The organism is Bradyrhizobium huanghuaihaiense (assembly GCF_007830635.1).
GTDB lineage: Bacteria > Pseudomonadota > Alphaproteobacteria > Rhizobiales > Xanthobacteraceae > Bradyrhizobium > Bradyrhizobium huanghuaihaiense.
The window spans coordinates 133,340-154,883 of record NZ_VLLA01000021.1 but is presented as its reverse complement, the minus strand read 5'-3'; the positions used below and the strand labels follow the sequence as shown (position 1 = coordinate 154,883).

21 protein-coding genes are annotated in these 21,544 nt (G+C 64.8%); 13 read left to right on the top strand and 8 right to left on the bottom strand.

Annotated features, from left to right (window positions below; all coding sequences use genetic code 11):
- The first annotated feature begins 57 nt into the window (after positions 1 to 57).
- The gene (locus tag IQ16_RS32945) at positions 58 to 2,751 is read left to right on the top strand and encodes a bifunctional acetate--CoA ligase family protein/GNAT family N-acetyltransferase (RefSeq protein ID WP_018643152.1); all 2,694 of its coding nucleotides are present in this window, start codon (positions 58 to 60) and stop codon (positions 2,749 to 2,751) included.
- A 9-nt stretch (positions 2,752 to 2,760) separates the two neighbouring features.
- Here IQ16_RS32945 and IQ16_RS32940 read toward each other — a convergent pair whose 3' ends face one another.
- Positions 2,761 to 3,249 (bottom strand): hypothetical protein, encoded by a 489-nt coding sequence (locus IQ16_RS32940; RefSeq protein ID WP_018643153.1) that lies wholly within the window; start codon positions 3,247 to 3,249, stop codon positions 2,761 to 2,763.
- Positions 3,250 to 3,525 (bottom strand): hypothetical protein, encoded by a 276-nt coding sequence (locus tag IQ16_RS32935; protein WP_018643154.1) that lies wholly within the window; start codon positions 3,523 to 3,525, stop codon positions 3,250 to 3,252.
- A gap of 173 nt (positions 3,526 to 3,698) precedes the next feature.
- Here IQ16_RS32935 and IQ16_RS32930 point away from each other — a divergent pair, with 173 nt between their 5' ends.
- From IQ16_RS32930 to IQ16_RS32920, 3 genes are read left to right on the top strand one after another with little or no spacing between them, the layout of a single operon-like run.
- On the top strand, positions 3,699 to 4,835 hold the full coding sequence (locus IQ16_RS32930; protein ID WP_018643155.1) for an ABC transporter permease: 1,137 nt from the start codon (positions 3,699 to 3,701) through the stop codon (positions 4,833 to 4,835).
- Between the two features lie 2 nt (positions 4,836 to 4,837).
- Positions 4,838 to 5,605, top strand: a complete 768-nt coding sequence (locus IQ16_RS32925; RefSeq protein WP_026312020.1) for an ABC transporter ATP-binding protein — start codon at positions 4,838 to 4,840, stop codon at positions 5,603 to 5,605.
- Between the two features lie 3 nt (positions 5,606 to 5,608).
- Positions 5,609 to 6,712: an ABC-type transport auxiliary lipoprotein family protein gene (locus tag IQ16_RS32920; RefSeq protein ID WP_018643157.1), complete on the top strand. Its 1,104-nt coding sequence runs from the start codon at positions 5,609 to 5,611 to the stop codon at positions 6,710 to 6,712.
- Positions 6,713 to 6,718: 6 nt separating this feature from the next.
- Here the strand turns inward: IQ16_RS32920 and IQ16_RS32915 are convergent, their stop codons facing one another.
- Positions 6,719 to 7,036 (bottom strand): c-type cytochrome, encoded by a 318-nt coding sequence (locus IQ16_RS32915; protein WP_018643158.1) that lies wholly within the window; start codon positions 7,034 to 7,036, stop codon positions 6,719 to 6,721.
- Positions 7,037 to 7,191: 155 nt separating this feature from the next.
- On the opposite strand from IQ16_RS32915, the gene IQ16_RS32910 reads away from it, so the two are divergent.
- From IQ16_RS32910 to IQ16_RS32905, 3 genes are all read left to right on the top strand, one after another.
- Positions 7,192 to 7,905 (top strand): Crp/Fnr family transcriptional regulator, encoded by a 714-nt coding sequence (locus IQ16_RS32910; RefSeq protein WP_018643159.1) that lies wholly within the window; start codon positions 7,192 to 7,194, stop codon positions 7,903 to 7,905.
- Positions 7,906 to 7,997: 92 nt separating this feature from the next.
- Positions 7,998 to 8,126, top strand: a complete 129-nt coding sequence (locus IQ16_RS47360) for a hypothetical protein (RefSeq protein ID WP_018643160.1) — start codon at positions 7,998 to 8,000, stop codon at positions 8,124 to 8,126.
- 292 nt (positions 8,127 to 8,418) lie between these two features.
- Complete coding sequence (locus IQ16_RS32905) at positions 8,419 to 9,147, top strand: Crp/Fnr family transcriptional regulator (RefSeq protein WP_018643161.1); 729 nt, start codon at positions 8,419 to 8,421, stop codon at positions 9,145 to 9,147.
- Positions 9,148 to 9,157: 10 nt separating this feature from the next.
- Here the strand turns inward: IQ16_RS32905 and IQ16_RS32900 are convergent, their stop codons facing one another.
- Positions 9,158 to 9,934 carry a cyclase family protein gene (locus tag IQ16_RS32900; RefSeq protein ID WP_026312021.1) on the bottom strand — a complete coding sequence of 259 codons (777 nt, stop codon included), beginning with the start codon at positions 9,932 to 9,934 and terminating at the stop codon, positions 9,158 to 9,160.
- A gap of 295 nt (positions 9,935 to 10,229) precedes the next feature.
- Here IQ16_RS32900 and IQ16_RS32895 point away from each other — a divergent pair, with 295 nt between their 5' ends.
- The 4 genes from IQ16_RS32895 (at position 10,230) to IQ16_RS32880 (ending at position 13,932) form a co-directional block, all read left to right on the top strand.
- Positions 10,230 to 11,201, top strand: coding sequence for a TRAP transporter substrate-binding protein (locus IQ16_RS32895; RefSeq protein ID WP_018643162.1), 972 nt, complete (start codon positions 10,230 to 10,232; stop codon positions 11,199 to 11,201).
- Between the two features lie 65 nt (positions 11,202 to 11,266).
- Complete coding sequence (locus IQ16_RS32890) at positions 11,267 to 11,818, top strand: TRAP transporter small permease (protein WP_018643163.1); 552 nt, start codon at positions 11,267 to 11,269, stop codon at positions 11,816 to 11,818.
- A complete protein-coding gene (locus IQ16_RS32885) occupies positions 11,809 to 13,101 on the top strand; it encodes a TRAP transporter large permease (protein WP_018643164.1) in 1,293 nt (430 codons plus the stop codon). The genes IQ16_RS32890 and IQ16_RS32885 overlap by 10 nt, the downstream gene beginning before the upstream one ends.
- Positions 13,102 to 13,125: 24 nt before the next feature.
- Positions 13,126 to 13,932: an SDR family NAD(P)-dependent oxidoreductase gene (locus IQ16_RS32880; RefSeq protein ID WP_018643165.1), complete on the top strand. Its 807-nt coding sequence runs from the start codon at positions 13,126 to 13,128 to the stop codon at positions 13,930 to 13,932.
- Positions 13,933 to 13,947: 15 nt separating this feature from the next.
- Here the strand turns inward: IQ16_RS32880 and IQ16_RS32875 are convergent, their stop codons facing one another.
- From IQ16_RS32875 to IQ16_RS32860, 4 genes are read right to left on the bottom strand one after another with little or no spacing between them, the layout of a single operon-like run.
- A complete protein-coding gene (locus IQ16_RS32875; protein WP_018643166.1) occupies positions 13,948 to 14,646 on the bottom strand; it encodes a molybdate ABC transporter substrate-binding protein in 699 nt (232 codons plus the stop codon).
- Positions 14,643 to 16,769: a xanthine dehydrogenase family protein molybdopterin-binding subunit gene (locus IQ16_RS32870; RefSeq protein WP_018643167.1), complete on the bottom strand. Its 2,127-nt coding sequence runs from the start codon at positions 16,767 to 16,769 to the stop codon at positions 14,643 to 14,645. Before IQ16_RS32870 ends, IQ16_RS32875 begins: the two co-directional genes overlap by 4 nt.
- Positions 16,766 to 17,236 (bottom strand): (2Fe-2S)-binding protein, encoded by a 471-nt coding sequence (locus tag IQ16_RS32865; RefSeq protein WP_018643168.1) that lies wholly within the window; start codon positions 17,234 to 17,236, stop codon positions 16,766 to 16,768. The genes IQ16_RS32870 and IQ16_RS32865 overlap by 4 nt, the downstream gene beginning before the upstream one ends.
- A gap of 13 nt (positions 17,237 to 17,249) precedes the next feature.
- A complete protein-coding gene (locus IQ16_RS32860) occupies positions 17,250 to 18,206 on the bottom strand; it encodes a Bug family tripartite tricarboxylate transporter substrate binding protein (RefSeq protein ID WP_208751653.1) in 957 nt (318 codons plus the stop codon).
- 252 nt (positions 18,207 to 18,458) lie between these two features.
- On the opposite strand from IQ16_RS32860, the gene IQ16_RS32855 reads away from it, so the two are divergent.
- Positions 18,459 to 20,549, top strand: a complete 2,091-nt coding sequence (locus IQ16_RS32855; protein WP_018643170.1) for a molybdopterin-dependent oxidoreductase — start codon at positions 18,459 to 18,461, stop codon at positions 20,547 to 20,549.
- A 135-nt stretch (positions 20,550 to 20,684) separates the two neighbouring features.
- Positions 20,685 to 21,467 carry an enoyl-CoA hydratase/isomerase family protein gene (locus IQ16_RS32850; RefSeq protein ID WP_018643171.1) on the top strand — a complete coding sequence of 261 codons (783 nt, stop codon included), beginning with the start codon at positions 20,685 to 20,687 and terminating at the stop codon, positions 21,465 to 21,467.
- Positions 21,468 to 21,544 lie beyond the last annotated feature (77 nt).

The window sequence follows — 21,544 nt, the reverse complement described above, 5'->3', positions numbered from 1 at the left end:
TTTCCGGCCTGATCTTTCGACCATCGGAACCACCACCGACCGGGCGCATTTGCTTTAATGTCCACCTATCGCCTGAAGAACCTGCTGTCGCCGCGATCAGTCGCGCTCGTCGGAGCGAGCGCCCGTCCCGTCTCCGTGGGACGCGCCGTGCTGGAAAACATTCGCAAGGCCGAGTTCACGGGACAGTTTGGTCTGGTGAATCCGCGCCATGCGGAGATCGCCGGCGTTGCCTCGGTCAAGAGCCTGGACAGGCTGGAGTTCGTGCCCGAACTGGTGGTCATCACCGCGCCGGCGCGCGAGGTTCCCGGCATCATCGACCAGGCCGGGCGGCGCGGCTCGGCGGGCGCGCTGATCGTCTCGGCTGGATTGGGCCATGGGCCGGGATCGCTGCAGGACGCCGCAATCGCCGCAGCCCGCAAATACGGCATGCGGCTGATCGGGCCGAACTGCCTCGGCATCATGATGCCGGAAGTGAGCCTCAATGCCAGTTTTGCCGCGCACATGCCGGGCGCAGGAAATCTCGCGCTGATTTCGCAATCCGGTGCGATCGCTGCCGGCATGGTTGATTGGGCCGGCCAGCGCGGCGTCGGCTTCTCCGGCATCGTCTCGATCGGTGATCAGATCGACGTCGACATCGCCGACCTGCTCGACTATTTCGCGATGGATCACAAGACCCGCGCGATCCTGCTCTATATCGAGTCGATCAAGGACGCGCGCAAATTCATGTCGGCGGCCCGCGCCGCGGCGCGCGTCAAGCCGGTCGTCGTGGTGAAGTCCGGCCGCATGGCGCAAGGAGCGAAGGCGGCCGCGACACACACGGGCGCGCTTGCGGGCGCCGACGCGGTCTATGACGCGGCGTTCCGCCGCGCGGGTGTCTTGCGGGTCTCCGATCTGCGCGAGCTGTTCGACTGCGCGGAGACGCTCGGCCGCGTCGAATCGCCGACCGGAAAACGGCTGGCCATCCTCACCAATGGCGGCGGCATCGGCGTCCTCGCCGTCGACCGGTTGGTCGAGCTTGGCGGGATTCCGGCGTCGATCTCGGCGGACGCCCGCAAGAGGCTCGACGACGTGCTGCCGCCGACCTGGTCCGGCGGAAATCCCGTCGACATCGTCGGCGATGCCGATGCATCGCGCTACGCGGCTGCACTCGAGGCGCTGTTGGCCGACACCGACAATGACGCAGCTCTCGTCCTCAATGTGCAGACAGCGATCGCCTCGGCTGCCGACATCGCGACGACCGTGACGGAGCTCGTCGGCAAATATCGCAAGCAGCATGGCCGATGGTCGAAGCCCGTCCTGGCCGCCTGGGTTGGAGCCGACCAGAAGATCGTTCAGGCGCTGTCCGATGCCGGCATGCCGAACTACCCGACCGAGGACGATGCGGTGCGCGGTTTCATGCATCTGGTCCGGCATCGCGAAGTGGTCGAGGAGCTGAGTCAGGTTCCTCCCGCGATGCCCGACACGTTCGTACCCGACGCCCGGGGGGCCAGGCAGATCGTCGCCGCAGCCATCGCCGACGGCCGCAAATGGCTCGAGCCTGTCGAGATCAAGCACCTGCTCGAAGCCTACGACATCGCGATGGTGCCGACCTATGCCGCCGGTGATGTCGAGCAGGCGGTGGTCTGCGCGAACGAGATATTTGCCCAAGGCGGGACCGTTGTGCTGAAGATCATGTCGCGCGACATCGTGCACAAATCCGATGTCGGCGGCGTCGTGCTCAATCTAACGACGCCGGAGGCGGTGCGCGCGGCCGCGACCGATATTCTTGCCCGGGCCAGGAAGCTGCGGCCCGAGGCTCGCATCGGCGGCGTCATCGTCCAGGCGATGGTCGTCAAGGCGAAGGCGCGCGAGCTGATCCTCGGTCTTGCCGACGATCCCACCTTCGGCACCGTCGTGGTCTTCGGCCGGGGCGGGACGGCGGTGGAGATCATCAATGACAAGGCGCTGGCGCTGCCGCCGCTGGATCTGCAACTCGCCCGTGATCTGATCGACCGCACGCGGGTCTCGCGGCTGCTGCGCGCCTATCGGGACGTGCCTGCCGTCAAGCAGGACGCCGTCGCCATGGTGCTGGTCAAGCTTGCGCAGATGGCGGCCGATATTCCGGAGATTCGCGAGTTCGACATCAACCCGCTGCTCGCGGATGAGACCGGCGTGACGGCGGTTGACGCCCGTGTCGCGGTGGGGCCGTCGCAGCGGAAATTCGCGGGCTCCGGTCCCGCCAATTTCGCCGTTCGCGCCTATCCGTCGCAGTGGGAGCGCCGCCTCGAGCTCAAGGACGGTTGGCGGATCTTCGTGCGGCCATTGCGTCCCGAGGACGAGCCGACCATCCATGAGTTCCTGCGTCACGTGACGCCGCACGACCTTCGCCTGCGCTTCTTCGCGCCGATGAAGGAGTTCACCCATGAATTCATCGCGCGGCTGACCCAGCTCGACTATGCCCGCGCCATGGCCTTCATCGCGTTCGACGAGGCGACCGGCGAGATGGTCGGCGTCGTCCGGCTCCATTCGGACTCGATCTACGAGAGCGGCGAATACGCGATCCTGCTGCGGTCCGATCTCAAGGGCAGGGGGCTCGGATGGGCCCTGATGCAGCTGATCATCAGCTACGCGAGGTCGGAAGGGCTGAAGGCGATCTCGGGCGACGTGCTTCAGGAGAACACCGTGATGCTCGAGATGTGCCGGCAGCTCGGTTTCGAGGTCAAGCCTGATCCGACCGAGCCCGATATCTGTGATGTCCGGCTGAAGCTCTGAGCGCGCCCGCTAGGAAGGCGCTTCGGCCGAATTTGAGGCGGCAGATGTCTTGGCAGTAGTTCGCAAAGACTTGACGATAATCGCGATCAGGGGCACCAGCACCGGCACGATCGTGCTCAGCGGATGATGCACCGCGCCAGACACCTGAGCCTGAAGCGCGCGTGCCTCGAGCTGAAGGGCCTCGATGGATGCGCCGTGAATCTCATTGGCGAGTTCGATGTCGCGGCCGGACGGAGCGCGGCCGGCGATGACGAACAGGACCGTGGCGATGGCAAAATTGACGGCGCCGAGAATGGCAGCCGCGGCAATGGCGCTCCAGATCTGGACCAGCGCAAAATAGGCCGACAGCTCCAGCATCAGGAGCCCGAACGCCGCGATCAGCGCCGCAAAGGCGCGCAGGCCGAGGCCCATCAGGAGGTGGCGCAGCCTGATGTCCGCGATGATCCGGTCGGTACGCCACAAGAGGCGCAGATGTTTGATGACATTCTCGCTATTCACCTAGTGTCTCCTCAGCATGAAGCCGACGACCACGCCGAGCGCGAAAGCGGAGGCGAGCGACGTCATCGGGCGCTCCGCAATGAGGCCTTGAAGCTGCTCCTGCTCGTCGCTGACGGTTTCGCCGAGTTCGGCCAGCGCGGCCTTGATCTGGTCGGCCAGAGCGTCGGCCCGTTCCTTCGAACTGTCGAACATCTCCTCGCCGGCGGTGCTCAAGAGGCGCGTGACGTCCACTTTCAACGAACGCAGTTCTTCGCTCATCCTGTCGCTGTCGAACATGGATTTGATGTCTCCATTGAATGAAGCGAACCCTAGGGCCCGCCGGCACGACCGCGCTTGACCTGCGTCAAGACGAGGGAGGTCCTGCACTTGAGACAGGTCAAACCGGCCGCCACACGCTGGCCTAGAAGTGGCGGCTGAATGGGGATCAGTTGTCCCGATGAGGTGGAAGCGTGAACACCGAACCGCTGTTGCTGGCAACGCCCTCTGGCGATGCGCTGAAATTGCGCCCTGAAGGGTCCTGGACCGCAGCGAATGTGACGACGCTCGAAACGCTGTCCCGGTCGGTCGGGGCGGAGGTCGATCGGTCGAGAGTTGTGACCCTGGACATGTCGGGCATCAGAGCACTGGATACGCTCGGCGCCTGGGTTCTGGAAAAACTGTCGCGCAGAGCCGCTTCATCCGGCAGATCGGCGGAATTCGTCGGTGTCGCCGACCATTTCAGCGGTCTCATGGACGAGGTGCGTCAGGTCAACCGCCATACGCCGGCGTCGGCAGCGGTGCCAAATCCGGTCCTGCTCAGGCTCGGTGATCTCGGCAAAGCCACGGTCGGTGCGCGCGAAGACATCACGATCTTCCTGCAAATGCTTGGCGCCTTGTTCATGGCCGTGATCGGCGTGCTGCGCCGGCCGCGTACGCTGCGGCTGACGTCGCTGGTCTATCAGCTCTACCGCATCGGCTGGCAGGCAATCCCCATCGTCGTTCTGATCACGTTCCTGATCGGCGCCATCATCGCCCAGCAGGGGTTCTTCCATTTCCGCAGGTTCGGCGCGGAGTCCTACACCGTCGACATGGTTGGCATCCTGGTGCTGCGCGAGCTTGGCGTGTTGATCGTCGCCATCATGGTCGCGGGGCGTTCGGGAAGCGCCTATACCGCCGAGCTTGGCTCGATGAAGATGCGCGAGGAGATCGATGCGCTCTCGACCATGGGGCTCGATCCCGTCGACGTCCTGATCCTGCCTCGCGTTGCCGCTCTCGTCATCGCGCTGCCGATCCTGGCCTTCATCGGATCGATTGCGGCGCTTTATGGCGGCGGCCTCGTCGCGCAATTCTATGGCGACATGGGACCGGCGATCTACATCGCACGGCTGCATGAGGCCATTTCCGTCACCCATTTCGAGGTGGGCATCCTGAAGGCGCCGTTCATGGCGCTGGTGATCGGGATCGTTGCCTGCAGCGAGGGCTTGCGCGTCAAGGGCAGCGCCGAATCGCTCGGGCGGCAGACGACGACGTCGGTGGTGAAGTCGATCTTCCTGGTGATCGTGCTCGACGGCCTGTTCGCGATCTTCTTTGCCTCGATCGGAATGTGACGATGAGCGAACAGCAGGAAGAGTTTGCGATCCGGGTTCGCGACCTCGTGGTCGGTTTCGGCCGCCAGACCGTGCTCGACCATCTGTCGCTCGATGTGCGACGGGGCGAGATCCTCGGGTTGGTGGGCGCGTCCGGCGGCGGCAAGTCGGTGCTGATGCGGACCATCATCGGCCTGATCCCGCGCCGGAGCGGCACCATCGAGGTCATGGGACAGCCGATCGGCGGCCGCACGCAGGGCGCGGCCACGGCCTGGGGCATTCTGTTCCAGCAGGGCGCGCTGTTCTCCTCGCTGACGGTCCGCCAGAACGTCCAGTTTCCGCTGCGCGAAAATCTCGTGCTGTCCCAGGAGCTGATGGACGAGATCGCGATCGCCAAGCTCGAGATGGTCGGATTGCGGGCGCAGGATGCCGACAAATATCCGGCGGAGCTCTCGGGCGGCATGACCAAGCGCGTGGCCCTGGCGCGCGCGCTCGCGCTCGATCCGCCGATCCTGTTCCTCGACGAGCCGACGTCCGGCCTCGATCCGATCGCCGCCGGCGATTTCGACGCGCTGATCAGGACGCTGCAAAGGACCCTGGGGCTGACCGTGTTCATGGTCACCCACGATCTTGCCAGCCTCACCACGGTCTGCGACCGCGTCGCCGCGCTCGCCGACGGCAAGATCGTCGCGATCGGGCCGATGCGCGAACTGCTGCAATCCGAGCATCCCTGGGTGCGCGCCTATTTCCACGGCAAGCGCTCGCAGATGCTGCAACACGAGATGAGATGAGACATGGAAACCCGCGCTCCCTACGTGCTGATCGGCAGCTTCGTGCTGGCCGCGATTATCGCGGTGTTCGGCTTCGTCTATTGGCTGAACAACACCGGCGGCATCGGACCGCGTACGAACTATCACGTGCAATTCCAGGGACCGGTGCCGGGCCTGCTGGTCGGCGCCGGCGTGCTGTTCAACGGCATCCGCGTCGGCGAGGTGACCCAGCTCGGACTGGCGCCGGATAATCCGCGCTTCGTCAACGCGACGGTCTCCGTTGCTTCGGCGACGCCCGTGCGCGCCGACACCAGGGTCGGGCTCGATTTCCAGGGGCTCACCGGCGTGCCCGTGGTGACGCTGGAGGGCGGCATGATCGTCGCCAAATCAGGCGAGCCCCTGACCCTGATCGCCGAGGCGGGCGCTGGCCAGAGCATGACGCAGGCCGCGCGTGATGCGCTGCGGCGGGTCGACACCGTGCTGGAGGACAATTCCGGTCCGCTGAAGGACACCATCGCCAATCTCAAGACATTCTCCGACGGGCTCGCGCGCAACACCGGCAAGATCGACGGCATTTTGGCGGGCCTCGAGAAGATGACCGGCGGCGGGACGCCGGCACAGAAGATCACCTACGACCTGCGCGCGCCGCAGAACCTTGGTCCCGCCGGCAAGACGTTCTCCTCGTCGCTGGCCATTCCCGAGCCGACCGCGGTCGCGATGCTCCAGACCCAGCGCATGCTGTTCTCTCCCGTAGGCGACAACCCGGGCTTTGCCGATTTCCTGTGGGCCGACAGCATCCCGAAGCTGGTCCAGGCGCGGCTGATCGACAGCTTTGAAAATTACGACATCGCCCACGCGCCCTTGCGCACCACCGACCTTGGCCAGGTGGACTACCAGCTTCTCATCGACATCAGGCGCTTCCGGATTGCCACGGAGGGCGAGACAAGGGTCGAGATCGCCCTGTCGGCGCGGATCGTCGACAAGAACGGCAAGGTGGTCGCGTCACGCCTCGTCGAGGCCAGCGAGAAGCTCGACAAGGTCGAGCCGGCGGCTGCCGTTGCGGCATTTGATGCAGCTTTCGCCCGCATCGCCAAGGAGCTGATCGGCTGGACGGTGCAGGCGGTCTGAGGCCGGCTATTCCAGTGTCTTCAGGAAGGACAGCAGATCGTGGATCTGGTCCGGACTGAGCTCGAAGGCGGGCATGTCGGCGTGGCCGGTGTAGATGCCTTCGGCCAGCGCCTCGCCAAGGGTCTCGATCGGATAGCGCCGATGCAGGGTGCGCAGCGGTGGGGCAATCTTGAGCGGGCTCTCGGAGACGCGGTCGATCGCGTGGCAGCGCGCGCAATTGGTCCGTGCAAAGGCCTTGCCGCGTTGTTCGGCGGTGGGAGCCGCGACCGCAGGCGTGATCAGAAAGAGGCCAATCAAGGCCTGGCGGAGCGCGTATCGAAACATGGAAGGGGGATCCCGTCGAACTCTCGGCGCAGAATAGAGGGGGGAGGGAGGTCAAAATTGATCTGGGTCAATCGCGTTTGTGGCGCTGCAGTAAAATGCAGCCGCGTGGCGGACTCGGCCGGGGGGCGGAGCTGGACCCACGCTAGGAGCGGTGGATGAAGCCTTCCGTGATCACGATTGAGCCGAACGGGCATTTCTGCAGCGATTGTGCCGTACGTGCATCGGCAGTTTGTTCGTCGCTGGATCCGGCCGAACTCAGGGAGTTCGAGCATCTCGGACGCCGTGTCCATTTTTCCTCGGGCGAGACCGTGTTCTCCGAGGAGGACATCACGACCTCGTTCTACAACGTCCTCGAGGGCGTCATGCGGCTGTACAAGCTGCTGCCCGACGGCCGGCGGCAGATCGTGGGTTTCGCATTGCCCGGCGATTTCCTCGGGATGAATCTTTCCGGCCGTCACAATTTTTCGGCCGATGCAATCGGCGCGGTGACCGTCTGCCAGTTCGCAAAAGCGCCCTTCGGCCGCTTCATCGAGGACCGTCCGCAGCTGCTCAGGCGGATCAACGAGCTGGCCATTCGCGAGTTGGGCCAGGCGCGCGACCATATGGTCCTGCTCGGCCGCCGCTCGGCGGACGAGAAGCTTGCCGCCTTCCTGCTTGGCTGGCGCGAACGGCTGTTGGCACTCAAGGCGCCGTCCGACACGGTTCCGCTTCCGATGAGCCGCCAGGACATCGCCGACTATCTCGGCCTGACCATCGAGACCGTCAGCCGCACCTTCACCAAGCTGGAACGCCACGGCGCGATCGAGATCATTCACGGCGGGATCAGCCTGCTCGACCCGGCGCGAGTCGAGGCCCTCGCCGCAGCCTGAGAGACTTTCCGCAACGCTCCCGAATTTTTGATCCCGATCAATGACGCCGAGGACCGGTCGCAAATAATGCCCTCAAACAATCCGGGAGGAGCATGATGCCCACAGACGCGTTACTGATGACCATGGTCGTCGTGGCGATCTTCGTCACTTTCGCCGCAGCTCTGGCGTGGGCGGATCGGCAAACCAGCGCAGGCCGGGTCGACCTCGATTCCAGGCGTTGAAGCTCTCGATCGTGGATCCCGGTCTAATGTGCTAGTAATGTACTAGCCGCCCACTCGGGCGCAGTCGGCTGTTGGCCGCTCGGCAGCGCCTCAACACAACAATGACCTGCGGGGCCTGCAACTCTGCATCGACGGGGTGCTTTGGCGCATCCTTCGGATGCGGGCTTCAAGCCGGGCGGAGGCATTTTCGCCGCATTTGCCTCAAACCGTGGGCGTGCTTTCCGGTTGAAAAGCCGGACAACACTCACTACGCAGGAACTCCAGTGCCTCGCAGCCTTAGGAGCCCAGCGGCGTGCCTCAGGACAAGACCGGCGACCCCCGACAATCGGCGGGCAACAAATTATCGGTCCTGCGCAAGCACCCGATCTTCGCGGATCTGGAGCCGGACGCGCTCGATCAACTCTGCCGCTACGCCAAGCACACCACCGTGAAGCGCGGTGCGACGATCGCCGCCAAGGGCGATCCCGGCAACAACCTGTTCGCGGTGATCACCGGAACGGTGAAGATATCCTCCTCATCGCCCGACGGGCGGAATGCCATTCTCAATCTCATCGGCCCCGGCGAGATTTTTGGCGAGATCGCGGTTCTCGACGGTGCGCCGCGATCGGCGGATGCGACCGCCAACACCAATTGCGAGCTCTACATCATCGACCGCCGCGACTTCCTGCCGTTCGTGAAGAGTCAACCAGCGCTGGCGATGAAGTTCATCGAGCTGCTCTGCGCGCGCCTGCGCTGGACCAGCCAGCAGGTCGAGCAGGTGATCCTGCAAAATCTGCCGGGGCGGCTGGCAAGCGCGCTGCTCGGCCTCACCGAGGAGCGCAAGCTCGACTCCGGCAGCGGCACGCTCGCCATCACCCAACAGGAGATCAGTGAGATGGTGGGGATGACACGCGAGAGCATCAACAAGCAATTGCGCGCCTGGGCCGGTCGCGGATGGGTTCGTCTCGAGCATGGTGCCATCGTGGTGCTCGACATCGATGCGCTACGTGAGCTCGCCGAGAGCGGCCTCGACGGCGAGTAATGCGTCGCGTCTAGTTGTCGATGATGGCGACGGCGCGGGTCCAGCCCGCGGAGGCGCGTTCGATCTTCACCGGGAAGCACGAGACCCTGAATCCGGTGGAAGGCAATTGATCGAGATTGTGCAGCTTTTCGAGATGGCAATAGCCGATGTGGCGTCCCGCCTTGTGGCCTTCCCAGATCAGGCCGGCGTCTTTGGTTTCGGCATATTTCTTCGCGGTGAAGACGAACGGCGCGTCCCAGCTCCAGCCATCGGTGCCGGTCAGCCGCACGCCGCGTTCGAGCAGATACATGGTGGCTTCATAGCCCATGCCGCAACCGGAGTTGACGTAACTGGCCTGGCCGAATTTGGCGCCGGCGCTGGTGTTGACGACCACGATCTCGAGCGGCGACAGCGTATGCCCGATGCGCTTGAGCTCCGCCTCGACATCGCCGGCAGTCACGACATAGCCGTCAGGCAGATGCCGGAAGTCGAGCTTCACGCCGGGCTGAAAGCACCACTCCAGCGGCACCTCGTCGATGGTCCATGACCGCTCGCCGTGATTCATGGTCGGATGGAAGTGCCAGGGCGCGTCGAGATGCGTGCCGTTGTGCGTCGACAGCGACACCTGCTCCACGGCCCAGCCCTGGCCATCCGGCAGGTCTTCAGCCTTGAGGCCGTCGAAGAACTGCAGCATGCGCGGCAAGCCCTGCTGGTGATCGATATAGTTGATGGTCGGGTGATTACCGGGCGGATCGGACGTCACGTCGTTTCGGAGCGGCACGGAAATATCGATCAGCTTCCGCGGCATAGGCATTCCCTCGCGACAGTCCGGTGTTTGGGACATCTTGAGGGGCCTCCATTGGAGGCGTCAAGTCACGCTCCGGCGACGTCGAGCCAGCCCGCCATGCCCACCATAGTGCGAATTGCGCCAGAAATCGATCGATGCAACTCTTGCATTGATCGATGCTGGATTTGGCTTGGACAGAGAATGCCGCCCGCCCTAGGGACGAGATTGGCGCTTGACTTCACGCCTGAAGTGGAGCGACCCAAGACGGCCCGCAGCCTGCCCGACAACGACATAATCACCTCAGGAGGAAGCCCAGATGAAGACACTTACCGGTATCATCGCAGCCGCCGTGCTGGCGGTCTCGGCGCCCTTGGCGACCGCCCGCGATTTCCGCTCCGCCGACATCCATCCGGCCGACTATCCGACCGTCGAGGCCGTCAAGTTCATGGGCAAGCAGCTCGCGACGGCGAGCGGCGGCAAGCTCGGCGTGAAGGTGTTTCCCAACGGCGCCCTGGGCTCGGAAAAGGACACCATCGAGCAGCTCAAGATCGGCGCGCTCGACATGATGCGGATCAACGCATCGCCGCTCAACAACTTCGTGCCCGAAACCATCGCGCTTTGCCTGCCCTTTGTCTTCCGCGACACGCAGCATATGCGCACGGTCCTTGACGGGCCGATCGGTGACGAGATCCTGGCGGCCATGGAGCCCGCGGGCCTGGTCGGCCTTGCCTATTACGACAGCGGCGCCCGGTCCATCTACACCGTCAAGGCTCCGGTCAAGTCGCTCGCCGACCTCAAGGGCCTGAAGATCCGCGTCCAGCAATCCGATCTCTGGGTCGGCATGATCCAGAGCCTCGGCGCCAACCCGACGCCCATGCCCTATGGCGAGGTCTACACCGCGCTCAAGACCGGCCTCGTGGACGCCGCCGAGAACAACTGGCCCTCCTACGAATCCTCGCGTCATTTCGAGGCGGCCAAGTTCTACAACGTCACCGAGCACTCGCTCGCCCCCGAAGTTCTCGTGATGTCCAAAAAGGTCTGGGACACGCTGAGCAAGGAGGATCAGGCCATGGTCCGCAAGGCAGCCAAGGAATCGGTGCCGGTCATGCGCAAGCTCTGGGACGAGCGCGAGCAGGCCTCCCGCAAGACCGTCGAGGCGGCCGGCGTTCAGGTCGTCACGATCGCCAACAAGCAGGAGTTCGTCGACGCGATGAAGCCGGTGTACCAGAAGTTCGCTGGCGACGAGAAGCTGCAGGGCCTCGTCAAGCGTATCCAGGACACGAAGTAAGGCACGGCGGATCGGGTCCGGCGTCGCCGCGAGGTGACCCCGGACCCTCGCGAGGGAGGCGCGCGATGACAGACCCACACGTTGCAGATCACGAGCAGGAGGCGGTCACCGGACGGCCGTCCACTGGCCTGCTCTCGCGGATCAATGCACCTATCGCGCGCCTCGGCATGTATCTGTCGGTGACCGGACTGCTCGTCATCGTCACCATCGTGTTCTACCAGGTGTTCGGACGTTACGTGCTCAATTCCAGCCCGACCTGGACCGAGAATCTGGCGCTGGTCCTGATCCTGTACGTCACACTCATCGGTGCCGCCGTCGGCGTGCGCGATGCCGGCCACATCGGCATGGACAGTCTGCTGGTCATGCTTCCGGATCATGTGCGTGAGAAGATCGAGATCGTGATCCACGTTCTGGTGGCCGTGTTCGGCATCGCGATGGCCTATAACGGCTGGATCCTCGGATCATCGGTCGGCACCGTGAAAATCCCCAATCTCGGCTTGCCTGAAGTGATCCGCTACGTGCCGCTGATCGCCTCCGGCGTCCTGATCGTCTCCTTTTCCATCGAGCACATCATTGCTCTCCTGCGCGGCGAAGAGGTCGTCCCCTCATGGAACTGATCATCCTCGGCGCCACTTTCTTCGGCTTCCTGATCCTCGGCGTTCCGGTCGCCTTCGCGATCGGCCTCTCGGCGATCTGCACCATCCTCTACGAAGGCCTGCCGGTGGCCGTCATCTTCCAGCAGATGATGTCGGGGATGAACATCTTCTCGTTCCTGGCCATCCCGTTCTTCGTCTTCAGCGGTGAGCTGATGCTGCATGGCGGCGTCGCCGACAAGATCGTGAAGCTCGCCAAGAATCTCGTCGGCCACATCCGCGGCGGCCTCGGCATGTCGAACGTGGTCGCCTGCACGCTGTTCGGCGGCGTCTCCGGCTCGCCCGTGGCCGACGTGTCGGCGATGGGCGCGGTGATGATCCCGATGATGAAAAAGGAAGGGTTCGACACCGACTACGCCGTCAACGTCACCACCCATGCCTCGCTGGTGGGCGCGCTGATGCCGACCAGCCACAACATGATCATCTATGCGCTGGCAGCCGGCGGCAAGGTCTCGATCGGCGCGCTGATCGCCGCGGGTCTCCTGCCAGCGCTGGTGCTGATGGTGTGCATGCTGGTCGCTGCCTACGCCGTCGCGGTGAAGCGCGGCTATCCGGCCGGCAAGTTTCCGGGTTGGGCCGAGGTGTTCCGCTCGCTCGCGGCCGCGCTGCCCGGCCTGCTGATCGTCGGCATCATCCTGGCGGGCATCCTGTCCGGCGTCTTCACGGCCACCGAATCCGCAGCCGTTGCGGTCACCTACACGATCCTGCTGACTTTCTTCATCTACCGCACCATGACCCTGCAGAACTTCCTGCGGGCCGCGGCCAAGGCGGTGAAGACGACGGGCGTGGTGCTGCTGCTGATCGGCGTCTCCACCATGTTCCAGTACCTGATGGGTCTCTACGAGGTGGCCGATTTCGCCGGCGACCTCATGAGCAAGGTGTCCTCGCAGCCCTGGATGATCTTCCTGCTCATCAACATCATCCTGTTCGTGCTCGGCACGTTCATGGACATGGCGGCGACCATCCTGATCTGCACCCCGATCTTCCTGCCGATCGCGATGAAAGCCGGCATGGACCCGGTGCAGTTCGGAATGCTGATGCTGATCAACTGCGCGCTCGGACTGAACACCCCGCCGGTCGGAACGACGCAGTTCGTCGGCTGCGCCATCGGCGGCATCTCGGTCGGCGCGGTGATGCGCACCATCCTGCCGTTCTATGCTGCCCTGATCGCAGCTCTGATGTTCGTGACCTACGTCCCCGCGTTCTCGCTGTGGCTGCCTCGCCTGCTGATGGGCTACAAGGGATAGCAGCAACACAGGGAGAATCCGTCCGTGACTGACTATCGCAAGCTCTTCGATCTCACCGGCAAGACGGCCGTGGTGCTCGGTGCCGCCTCGGGGATCGGCAAATCGTCGGCCGAGGCGCTGGCCGGGTTAGGGGCCCGCGTCGTCTGCGCCGATCGCGCGCTTGGCGCTGCGGAAGCAACCGCGGCCGGCATTCGCGAGAAGGGCGGGTGGGCGGAAGCAGCCAGCTGCGATGCCGCGAGCGCTGCGGACGTCAACGCACTGGCGAAAACCGTGATGCAAAAGTTCCCACGGCTCGACATCGCCGTGACGACGCCCGGGCTCAACATCCGCAAAACCATCCTCGACTACACCGAGGAGGATCTCGACCGCGTCCTCAACCTCAACGTCAAGGGCACGGTCTGGTTCTTCCAGGCCTTCGGCCGCATCATGGTCGCGCAGAAGGGCGGGAGCATCATTGCCTGCTCCTCGGTGCGCGCGGTGACCATCGAGCCCGGCCTTGGCGTCTACGGCTCCACCAAGGCGGCGATCGGCCTCTTGGTGAAGGGCTTTGCCTCCGAGGTCGGCCATGCCGGCGTGCGCGTCAACGCGATTGCGCCGAGTATCGCCGAGACCGCGCTGACCGGCCCGTTCAAGCAGCGTCCCGACATCTACAATCTTTACGCCGGCCACACCGTGTTCAACCGCTGGAGCAGTGCGGACGAGGTCGCCACCGCCGTGGCTTATCTCGCCTCGGACGCCGCGAGCTATGTCAGCGGCAGCACGTTGTTCGTTGACGGCGGCTGGACCGCGGTCGATGGTCCGCCGACCGGTCTCACCCAGTTGCACAAATAGGACGGCCAGCCGCATCTAGCCGGCAAAGCCCATGCGCCGGCGCAAGTCTTTCCGGTTTGCGCCGGTCAGCAACGCGACCAGCGCGGCTGCTTCTTTCGGATGTGCGGCCCGCGCGGTCACGCCGGCCGTGTACATCGTCACCAGCTCGCAGCCCGGCGGAAGCGCCCACGACAGCGCGATGCCGTCGGTCGCGATGATCTCGGTGGCCTGCGTGCATCCGATCGGTCTTTGCGCAGTTGAAGTTGCAAGCTCCCGCATCGCCGTCGCACCGTTGGGAAAAATCTTGAGGCGCGATGCCACCTCGTAGGCGATGCCGAGCTGATCCAGCACCTTTGCGACGTGCTGTCCCGCGGTCGACGCCTTCGTGTCCGGGACGTAGATGGCGTCTGCGGAACGCAGCGCGTCGCGCAAATCGGATTCGGTCTTCACCGTCACCCTGGGGTCGCGGCTGCGGACCGCCAACGCGGTCTCCACCCGGCCGACATCCGCGATCGAGGCGGGGGTAACGAGCTTCTCCTCGGCAAGCTTCGCAAGCAGGGCCTGCGTCAGGATCACGAGATCGGCCGGCGTACCCGCGCGCAGCTTGTCGGCCATGATACCAACGGCGCCGAACTCGCCGTCAATGCTACAGCCGGTCTCAGCCTTGAAGGCATCAGTGAGGCCGCGCACCAGGCCTTGCGCCGCGCCGCCGCTCAAGATGTTCACTGTCGTCACGATGCAAGCTCCATGGCTGCAATGATCCTGTCGCGCGTGATCGGCAGGTCGCGCACGCGCACGCCGAGGCAATCGAACACGGCATTCGCGATCGCCCCCGTCACCGGGCCGTGCGCGGCTTCGCCGGCGCCGACCGGCTCGATCTCCGGCCGCTGGATGATCTCGACATCCACCGCCGGCACCTCGCTGAATGTCAGGATCGGATAGTCCGTCCACGAGGTCGAGGTGATACGCGACCGGTCGAAACGAACGCGCTCCTTCAGCACCCAGCTCGTCGCCTGGATCGCACCGCCCTCGATCTGGTTGACGACGCCGTCTGGATTGATGGCTTCGCCGACGTCGACCGCAAGAGTCAGCCGCTTCACGCGGATGTCGTCGGCACCTTCGATCTCTGCAATTGCGGCGCAATAGGCGCCAGTGTTCTTATAGCGGGCAAAGCCGACGCCGTGACCGATGCCGGCCTGCTTCTGAGGTTTCCATTGCGCGCGTCGGGCTGCGGCGCGGATGACGTCGCGCGCCCGCTCGTCACGGAGATGGCGCAGGCGGAATGCGACGGGGTCCTCGCCGCGCAGCGCGGCGATCTCATCGAGCAAAGACTCGATGGCGAAGACATTGCCTTGTCCGCCCAGCGTCCGCAGCGCCGAGGTACGTACCGGCATGGTCAGCAGCCGGTGGCTCGTGATCGTCCAGGCCGGGAGGTCATAGAGTGGAACGGAGTTGCGGTCGCCACCGCCGCCATTGGCTGCGGGCGGATTGGTCGAGATCATGCGCGGATAGGAATTTGCGATCTCGGTTGCCGCGAGCAGCGCGGGCTGCGCCGCACGCCCTGGCCTTGCGGCGTGGCCGTTGCTCCAGATCGCGTGACGCCAGCCGACGATCTCATGGTCCGCGTCGAGATCGGCCTCGATCTCGATGGCCATCGCCGCGCCGAACGGCGCGTGGCTCATCTCGTCGTGGCGCGACCATTGCACCCGCACCGGACGGCCGCCGGCCGCTTTCGCCAGCAGCACGGCATCGAGCGCGACATCGTCGGCCGCGTTGTGTCCGTAGCAGCCGGCTCCCTCCATGTGCTCGACCACGATGTTCTCGGCCGGCAGCTTGAGCACGATGGCGAGATCGGCGCGCAGCAGATAGACGCCCTGGCTGTGCGTCCAGACGTGGACACGATCGCCGTCCCATTGCGCCATGGCGCAGGAGGGTGCGATCGAGGCATGGGCGATGTAGGGACGGATGTATTGCCGCCGGAGCGTGCGCACGGCTTGCTTCGGCGAGGCCGCTGTTCTGGTGTCGATGACGGTGGTCTCGACCGGCTGGCTTTTCAGGAATCCCGCCAGATCATCTTCGTCGGGCAGGGGCTCGCCCGCGGACCATGTCGCCCCTTTGCGCAGGACTTTCAATGCGGCTTCCGTCGCTGCCTCACTTTCAGCGACCACGCCGGCAAAGCCGTCGTCGCGGACGATCGCGACGAGGCCGGGGATCGCGCGTGCGGCTGTCTCGTCCAGCGCGATCAGCCTGGCGCCCGAGATGTCCGGCCGCAGCACGCGTCCGTGCAGCAAACCAGGCAATGCCCGGTCATGGATGAAGCGGGGCTGGGCGAACACCTTGTCGGGAATGTCCACGCGCCGGACGGAATGCCCGGCGACGGCGCGCCTCGTGGCGAGCTTCGCTGTCGCGCCTGGGGTGGCGTCGTGGTCGAGCGAAACATCACCGGCCAGCTCCCAATAACTGGTCCTGACATTGCCGGGACCCGAGATCGTGCCGTCATCGACATCGAGTAACGCCTCATCGACACCGAGACGCTCGGAAGCCGCAAGCAGGAAACGCTGGCGCACCTCGGCACAGACGTGTCGGAGCGCGCGACCGGATTGCTGGATCGAAAGGCTGCCTGACGTGACGCCTTCGTTTGGGCTGGCTGCCGTCGAGGCACGCATCATTTCGACCTTGGAGATATCGACGTCGAGCTCGTCCGCTGCGATCTGCGCCAGCGCCGTGACGATGCCCTGGCCGATCTCGACCTTGCCCGGCGAGATCGCCACACGGCCGTCACCGGTGAATTTCACCCAGGACGACAGCCTTGGATTGGCCACCAGGCTGACCGGCAGTTTCGGGGCAGGGAAGCTCATGACGCCGCCATCTCCGACGCCGCGCGCAACACCGCACGGACCATGCGGTTATGCGAGCCGCAGCGGCACAGGTTGCGATCGAGCGCTGCTCTCACCTCACCCTCGGTCGGCGACGGATTGCGTTTCAGCAGCGCCGCTGCGCTGATCAGGATCCCCGAGACGCAATAGCCGCATTGCATCGCCTGTTCGGCGATGAAAGCGCGTTGCAGCGGATGCGGCTGCTCCACTGTCCCGAGGCCTTCCACCGTGACGACATCCTTGTCCGCGACCGACCACATCGGCATGTCGCAGGAGGCGATCGCGCGGCCGTCGACCATGACATGACAGGCGCCGCACTCGCCGGCGCCGCAGCCAAAATGCGCTCCGGTGATGCCGAGCCGGGTGCGCAGCACATCGAGCAGCATCTGGTCTGGATCGGCATCCACGGCGATCACCGCGCCGTTGAGCCGGAATTGAAGCGTGGGCATGAGCAGGGCAGCCTCAGGACTTGTCGAATTTCTTGACGACATCGGCCCATTTCTCGATGTCGCCGCGCAGGAATTTCTCGAATTCCTGCGGTGTCATTGACATGGGGACGGCACCTTGCTCGGTCCAGAGTTTTACGATGTCGGGCCGCTTCACCATTGCGTTTACAGCGGCATTGAGCTTGTCGATGACAGGCTTCGGCGTGCCGGCCGGCGCCATCAGGCCCAGCCAGATCGTGGCCTCGTAGCCGACTACGCCGGCCTCGCCAGCGGTCGGCACGTTCGACAGCACCGTGGAGCGCTGCTTGCCGGTGGTGGCGAGCGGGCGAACCTGGTTTTCGGCAATGTTCGGCGCCATCGCCGGCACGGCGTCGATCATCATCTGCACTTGTCCGCCGATCACGCCGCTGCGAGCTTCGCCGCTATTGCGGTAGGGGACATGGACGACGTCGATGCCGGCCATCGCTTTGAACAGCTCACCGGCCATGTGATACGGCGTGCCCTGGCCGGAGGAGGCATAGTTCAGCTTTCCCGGCTGCGATTTGGCGAGCGCGATGAAGTCGGCAAGCGTCTTCACCGGGACTTGCGGGTTCACCACGATGACGAGATCGGAATAGTTGACCGGCGCGATCGGCGCGAGGTCGCGCATCAGCTCGTATTTGCGCTTGTCCGGCGTCAGCAGCGATTCATTCGCGGTCTGGGTGTTGGACATCATCAGCAGCGTGTAGCCGTCGGCCGGTGACTTCGCAGCTTCGACCGTGCCGATGACGCCGCCCGCGCCGGTGCGGTTCTCGATCACGAAAGGCTGGCCAAAGCTCTCCTGGAGCACGTTGCCGATCAGCCGGGCAGCGACATCGGCCGGCCCGCCGGCCCCGAAGGGGACGATGATGCGGACCGCGCGCGTCGGATAATCCTGTGCCGATGAGGGGGCCGCGGCGAATGCGCCGAGCAAGCCGGCGACCAGCGCCAGCATGAGTTGTCGGGCCGTCACGCCCACCTCCCTGATATCGTTCTTGTTGGCAGCCACTGTAGCGGCAGGGGAGGCGGACTGTCGACGCCTCACAAAGCCGATCCGGCCGGGAATATCCGGGGGGATTCGGTGTGATTGGGCCGCATTTCGCGGTTGCGGCAGGAACCGCCGGCGCGCACGGTTTGAGCAAATCGCATGGGCACTGCCGGATAAATGCCCTCGGCTGGCTGGTATTTTGGTGTTACGAACTGAGACATGAACCAGCACGCCAAGATCGAAATCCGCCATTCGACCTGTCCGCATGATTGCCCCTCGGCCTGTGCCCTCGATGTCGAGGTGGTCGAGGGCCGCAGCATCGGCCGCGTCCGCGGTTCGAAAAAACAGACCTATACGGCCGGCGTCGTCTGCGCCAAGGTCGCCCGCTACGCTGAGCGCATCCATCACCCGGAGAGGGTGACATTCCCGATACGCCGCATTGGGCCGAAGGGCACGGGCCAGTTTGCGCGGATCTCGTGGGACGAGGCGCTGGACGAGATCGCGGAGCGCTTCAACCGGGCGGAGCGCGAGTTCGGCGCGGAATCGATCTGGCCCTATTACTACGCCGGCACGATGGGGCTGGTGATGCGGGACGGGCTCAACCGCCTCACCCATGTGAAAAAGTATTCGCGCTTCTATCAAACGATTTGCGCCAACGTGGGCCGCATCGGCTATGCGATCGGCACCGGCAAGATCGCCGGGGTCGATCCACGCGAGATGGCGCTGTCAGACCTCGTCGTGATCTGGGGCACCAATCCCGTCAACACCCAGGTCAACGTGATGACGCACGCCTCGCGCGCCCGCAAGGAGCGCGGCGCGAAGATCGCGGCGGTCGACATCTACGACAACGAGACCATGAAGCAGGCTGACATCAAGATCATCCTGCGTCCGGGCACCGACGGCGCGTTCGCCTGCGGCGTCATGCATGTCCTGTTCCGCGACGGCTATGCCGACCGCGCCTACATGGACAAATACACGGACTGCCCCGCCGAGCTCGAGGCGCATCTGAAGACGCGTACCCCCGAATGGGCTTCTGCGATCTGCGGCGTGCCGGTGGCGGAGATCGAGGCCTTCGCCAAGGCGGTCGGCGAGACCAAGCGGACGTTCTTCCGCTATGGCTACGGCTTTACGCGCAGCCGCAATGGCGCCGTGCAGATGCACGCGGCGAATTGCATTCCGGCGGTGACCGGCGCCTGGCAGTACGAGGGCGGCGGCGCATTCTTCAACAATTATGCGCTGTGGCACTTCAACGAATCCATCATCGAGGGCCACGATGCGATCGACCACAGCGTCCGCGCGCTCGACCAGTCCAAGATCGGCCGCATCCTTACCGGCGACGCTGAGGCCCTGCGCGGCAAGGGGCCGGTCAAGGCGATGCTGATCCAGAACACCAACCCGATGACGGTGGCGCCGGAGCAGGCGCTCGTGCGTCAGGGCTTTGCGCGCGAGGATCTGTTCGTCGCGGTGCACGAGCAGTTCATGACCGAGACGGCGCTGATGGCCGACATCGTGCTGCCGGCGACCATGTTCATGGAGCACGACGACCTCTATTACGGCGGCGGTCACCAGCACATCTCGGTCGGGCCGAAGCTGATCGACCCGCCCGGCGAATGCCGCTCCAATCATGAGGTCCTGCGGGCGCTGGCGCCGCGGCTTGGCGCCAACCACCCGGGCTTCGAGATGACTCCGCGCGAACTGATCGACGCGACGCTGAAGCTGAGCAATCACGGCGACATCGGTGCTCTCGAAGCAGATCTCTGGCGCGACCTGCAGCCGGACTTCCGCACCTCGCATTTCCTCGACGGCTTTGCCCATGCCGACAAGAAATTCCACTTCAGGGCGGATTGGGCGCACCCGCCGTTCGGCGTGACAATGGGCGATTTCGACAAGATGCCGGGGTTGCCGGACCATTGGGCGGTGATCGAGCATGCCGACCAGGCCCATCCGTTCCGGCTCGCCACCAGCCCCTCGCGCAGCTTTCTCAACACCACCTTCAACGAGACGCCGTCCTCGCAGGCGCGCGAGGGCAAAGCGAGCGTGATGATCCATCCGCTGGATGCGGCCGCGCTCGAAATTGCCGACGGTGATGCCGTGACGCTCGGCAACAGCCGCGGCGAGACAACGCTGGTCGCAACGCTGTTCGAGGGCGTGCGACGCGGCGTCTTGATCGCGGAGTCCGTTCACCCCAACAAGAATCATATCGGCGGCCGCGGCATCAACATGCTGACGGGCGCGGACACGATCGCGCCGATCGGCGGGGCCGCGTTCCACGACAACAAGGTCTGGATCAGGAAAGCGGTCGCGACCTGAGGCGCGGCTCGCGCTTCGATCGTCCCCCAAATTGCGTCGAGGCGCTAAAGCGGCGCCGCGCCGCAGTTTGCGCTTGCACCCTTCACCCGAGCTGCCGCAAATGGCGGCAAACGGGAGCAAGGAAGCGAGCGTGCCATGACCGACACCACAGCCGTCATCACCGAAAAGCGCGGGCAGGCGTTCTGGATCACCATCAACCGGCCGGAGAAGCGCAACGCGCTGAACGGCGACGTGATCGCCGGCATCAGCAAAGGCTATCGCGACGCGCATGAGGACAAGGACGTCCGCGTCATCGTGCTGACGGGCGCGGGCGACAAGGCGTTCTGTGCGGGCGCGGACCTGCAGAACTCCGGCGCGGCCTTCGCGATGGATCATTCCAAACCAAATGTCGACTATGCCGATCTGCTGCGCCTGTCGCAGAACGCGACCAAGCCGGCGATTGCGCGGGTTGGCGGCGTCTGCATGGCCGGCGGCATGGGCCTCTTGTGCATGACCGACATGGCGGTTGCCGCCGATCACGTCATCTTCGGCCTGCCCGAGGTGAAGGTCGGCGTGTTCCCGATGCAGGTGCTGAGCCTGTTGCAGTCCATCGCGCCGCCGCGGCTGGTCAATGAATGGGCTCTGACGGGCGAGCCGTTCGATGCGAAGGCCGCGCAAGGCGCGGGACTGCTCAACTATGCGGTGCCTTCGGCTGAGCTCGACGGCAAGGTCGATTGGCTGATCGACCGCATCGTCGACAAATCCCCGACCGCAATCCGCCGCGGCAAATACGCCATGCGCGCCATTGCCTCGATGTCGTTCGATGAAAGCATCGCCTACACCGAAAGCCAGATCGCGCTGCTCGCGATGACCGAGGACGCCAAGGAAGGGCTGAAGGCGTTCAGCGAGAAGCGCAAGCCGGTCTGGACGGGACGCTGAGAGCGGCCGCTGGTCGATCCGTCATCCTGAGGTGCGAGTGGCGCGATGCGTTCAGCATCGCGCCGGGAGCCTCGAAG

Bases quoted from the DNA above. Each gene is read 5' to 3' on its own strand.
- IQ16_RS32865 (WP_018643168.1), bottom strand. From the start codon at position 17,236: ATGCCCACGCTTCAATTCCGGCTCAACGGCGCGGTGATCGCCGTGGAT.
- IQ16_RS32850 (WP_018643171.1), top strand. From the start codon at position 20,685: ATGACCGACACCACAGCCGTCATCACCGAAAAGCGCGGGCAGGCGTTC.
- IQ16_RS32910 (WP_018643159.1), top strand. From the start codon at position 7,192: ATGAAGCCTTCCGTGATCACGATTGAGCCGAACGGGCATTTCTGCAGC.
- IQ16_RS32920 (WP_018643157.1), top strand. From the start codon at position 5,609: ATGGAAACCCGCGCTCCCTACGTGCTGATCGGCAGCTTCGTGCTGGCC.
- IQ16_RS32935 (WP_018643154.1), bottom strand. From the start codon at position 3,525: ATGTTCGACAGCGACAGGATGAGCGAAGAACTGCGTTCGTTGAAAGTG.
- IQ16_RS32870 (WP_018643167.1), bottom strand. From the start codon at position 16,769: ATGAGCTTCCCTGCCCCGAAACTGCCGGTCAGCCTGGTGGCCAATCCA.
- IQ16_RS32915 (WP_018643158.1), bottom strand. From the start codon at position 7,036: ATGTTTCGATACGCGCTCCGCCAGGCCTTGATTGGCCTCTTTCTGATC.
- IQ16_RS32890 (WP_018643163.1), top strand. From the start codon at position 11,267: ATGACAGACCCACACGTTGCAGATCACGAGCAGGAGGCGGTCACCGGA.
- IQ16_RS32895 (WP_018643162.1), top strand. From the start codon at position 10,230: ATGAAGACACTTACCGGTATCATCGCAGCCGCCGTGCTGGCGGTCTCG.
- IQ16_RS32900 (WP_026312021.1), bottom strand. From the start codon at position 9,934: ATGCCGCGGAAGCTGATCGATATTTCCGTGCCGCTCCGAAACGACGTG.
- IQ16_RS32860 (WP_208751653.1), bottom strand. From the start codon at position 18,206: ATGCTGGCGCTGGTCGCCGGCTTGCTCGGCGCATTCGCCGCGGCCCCC.
- IQ16_RS47360 (WP_018643160.1), top strand. From the start codon at position 7,998: ATGATGCCCACAGACGCGTTACTGATGACCATGGTCGTCGTGGCGATC.
- IQ16_RS32855 (WP_018643170.1), top strand. From the start codon at position 18,459: ATGAACCAGCACGCCAAGATCGAAATCCGCCATTCGACCTGTCCGCAT.
- IQ16_RS32945 (WP_018643152.1), top strand. From the start codon at position 58: ATGTCCACCTATCGCCTGAAGAACCTGCTGTCGCCGCGATCAGTCGCG.
- IQ16_RS32925 (WP_026312020.1), top strand. From the start codon at position 4,838: ATGAGCGAACAGCAGGAAGAGTTTGCGATCCGGGTTCGCGACCTCGTG.
- IQ16_RS32885 (WP_018643164.1), top strand. From the start codon at position 11,809: ATGGAACTGATCATCCTCGGCGCCACTTTCTTCGGCTTCCTGATCCTC.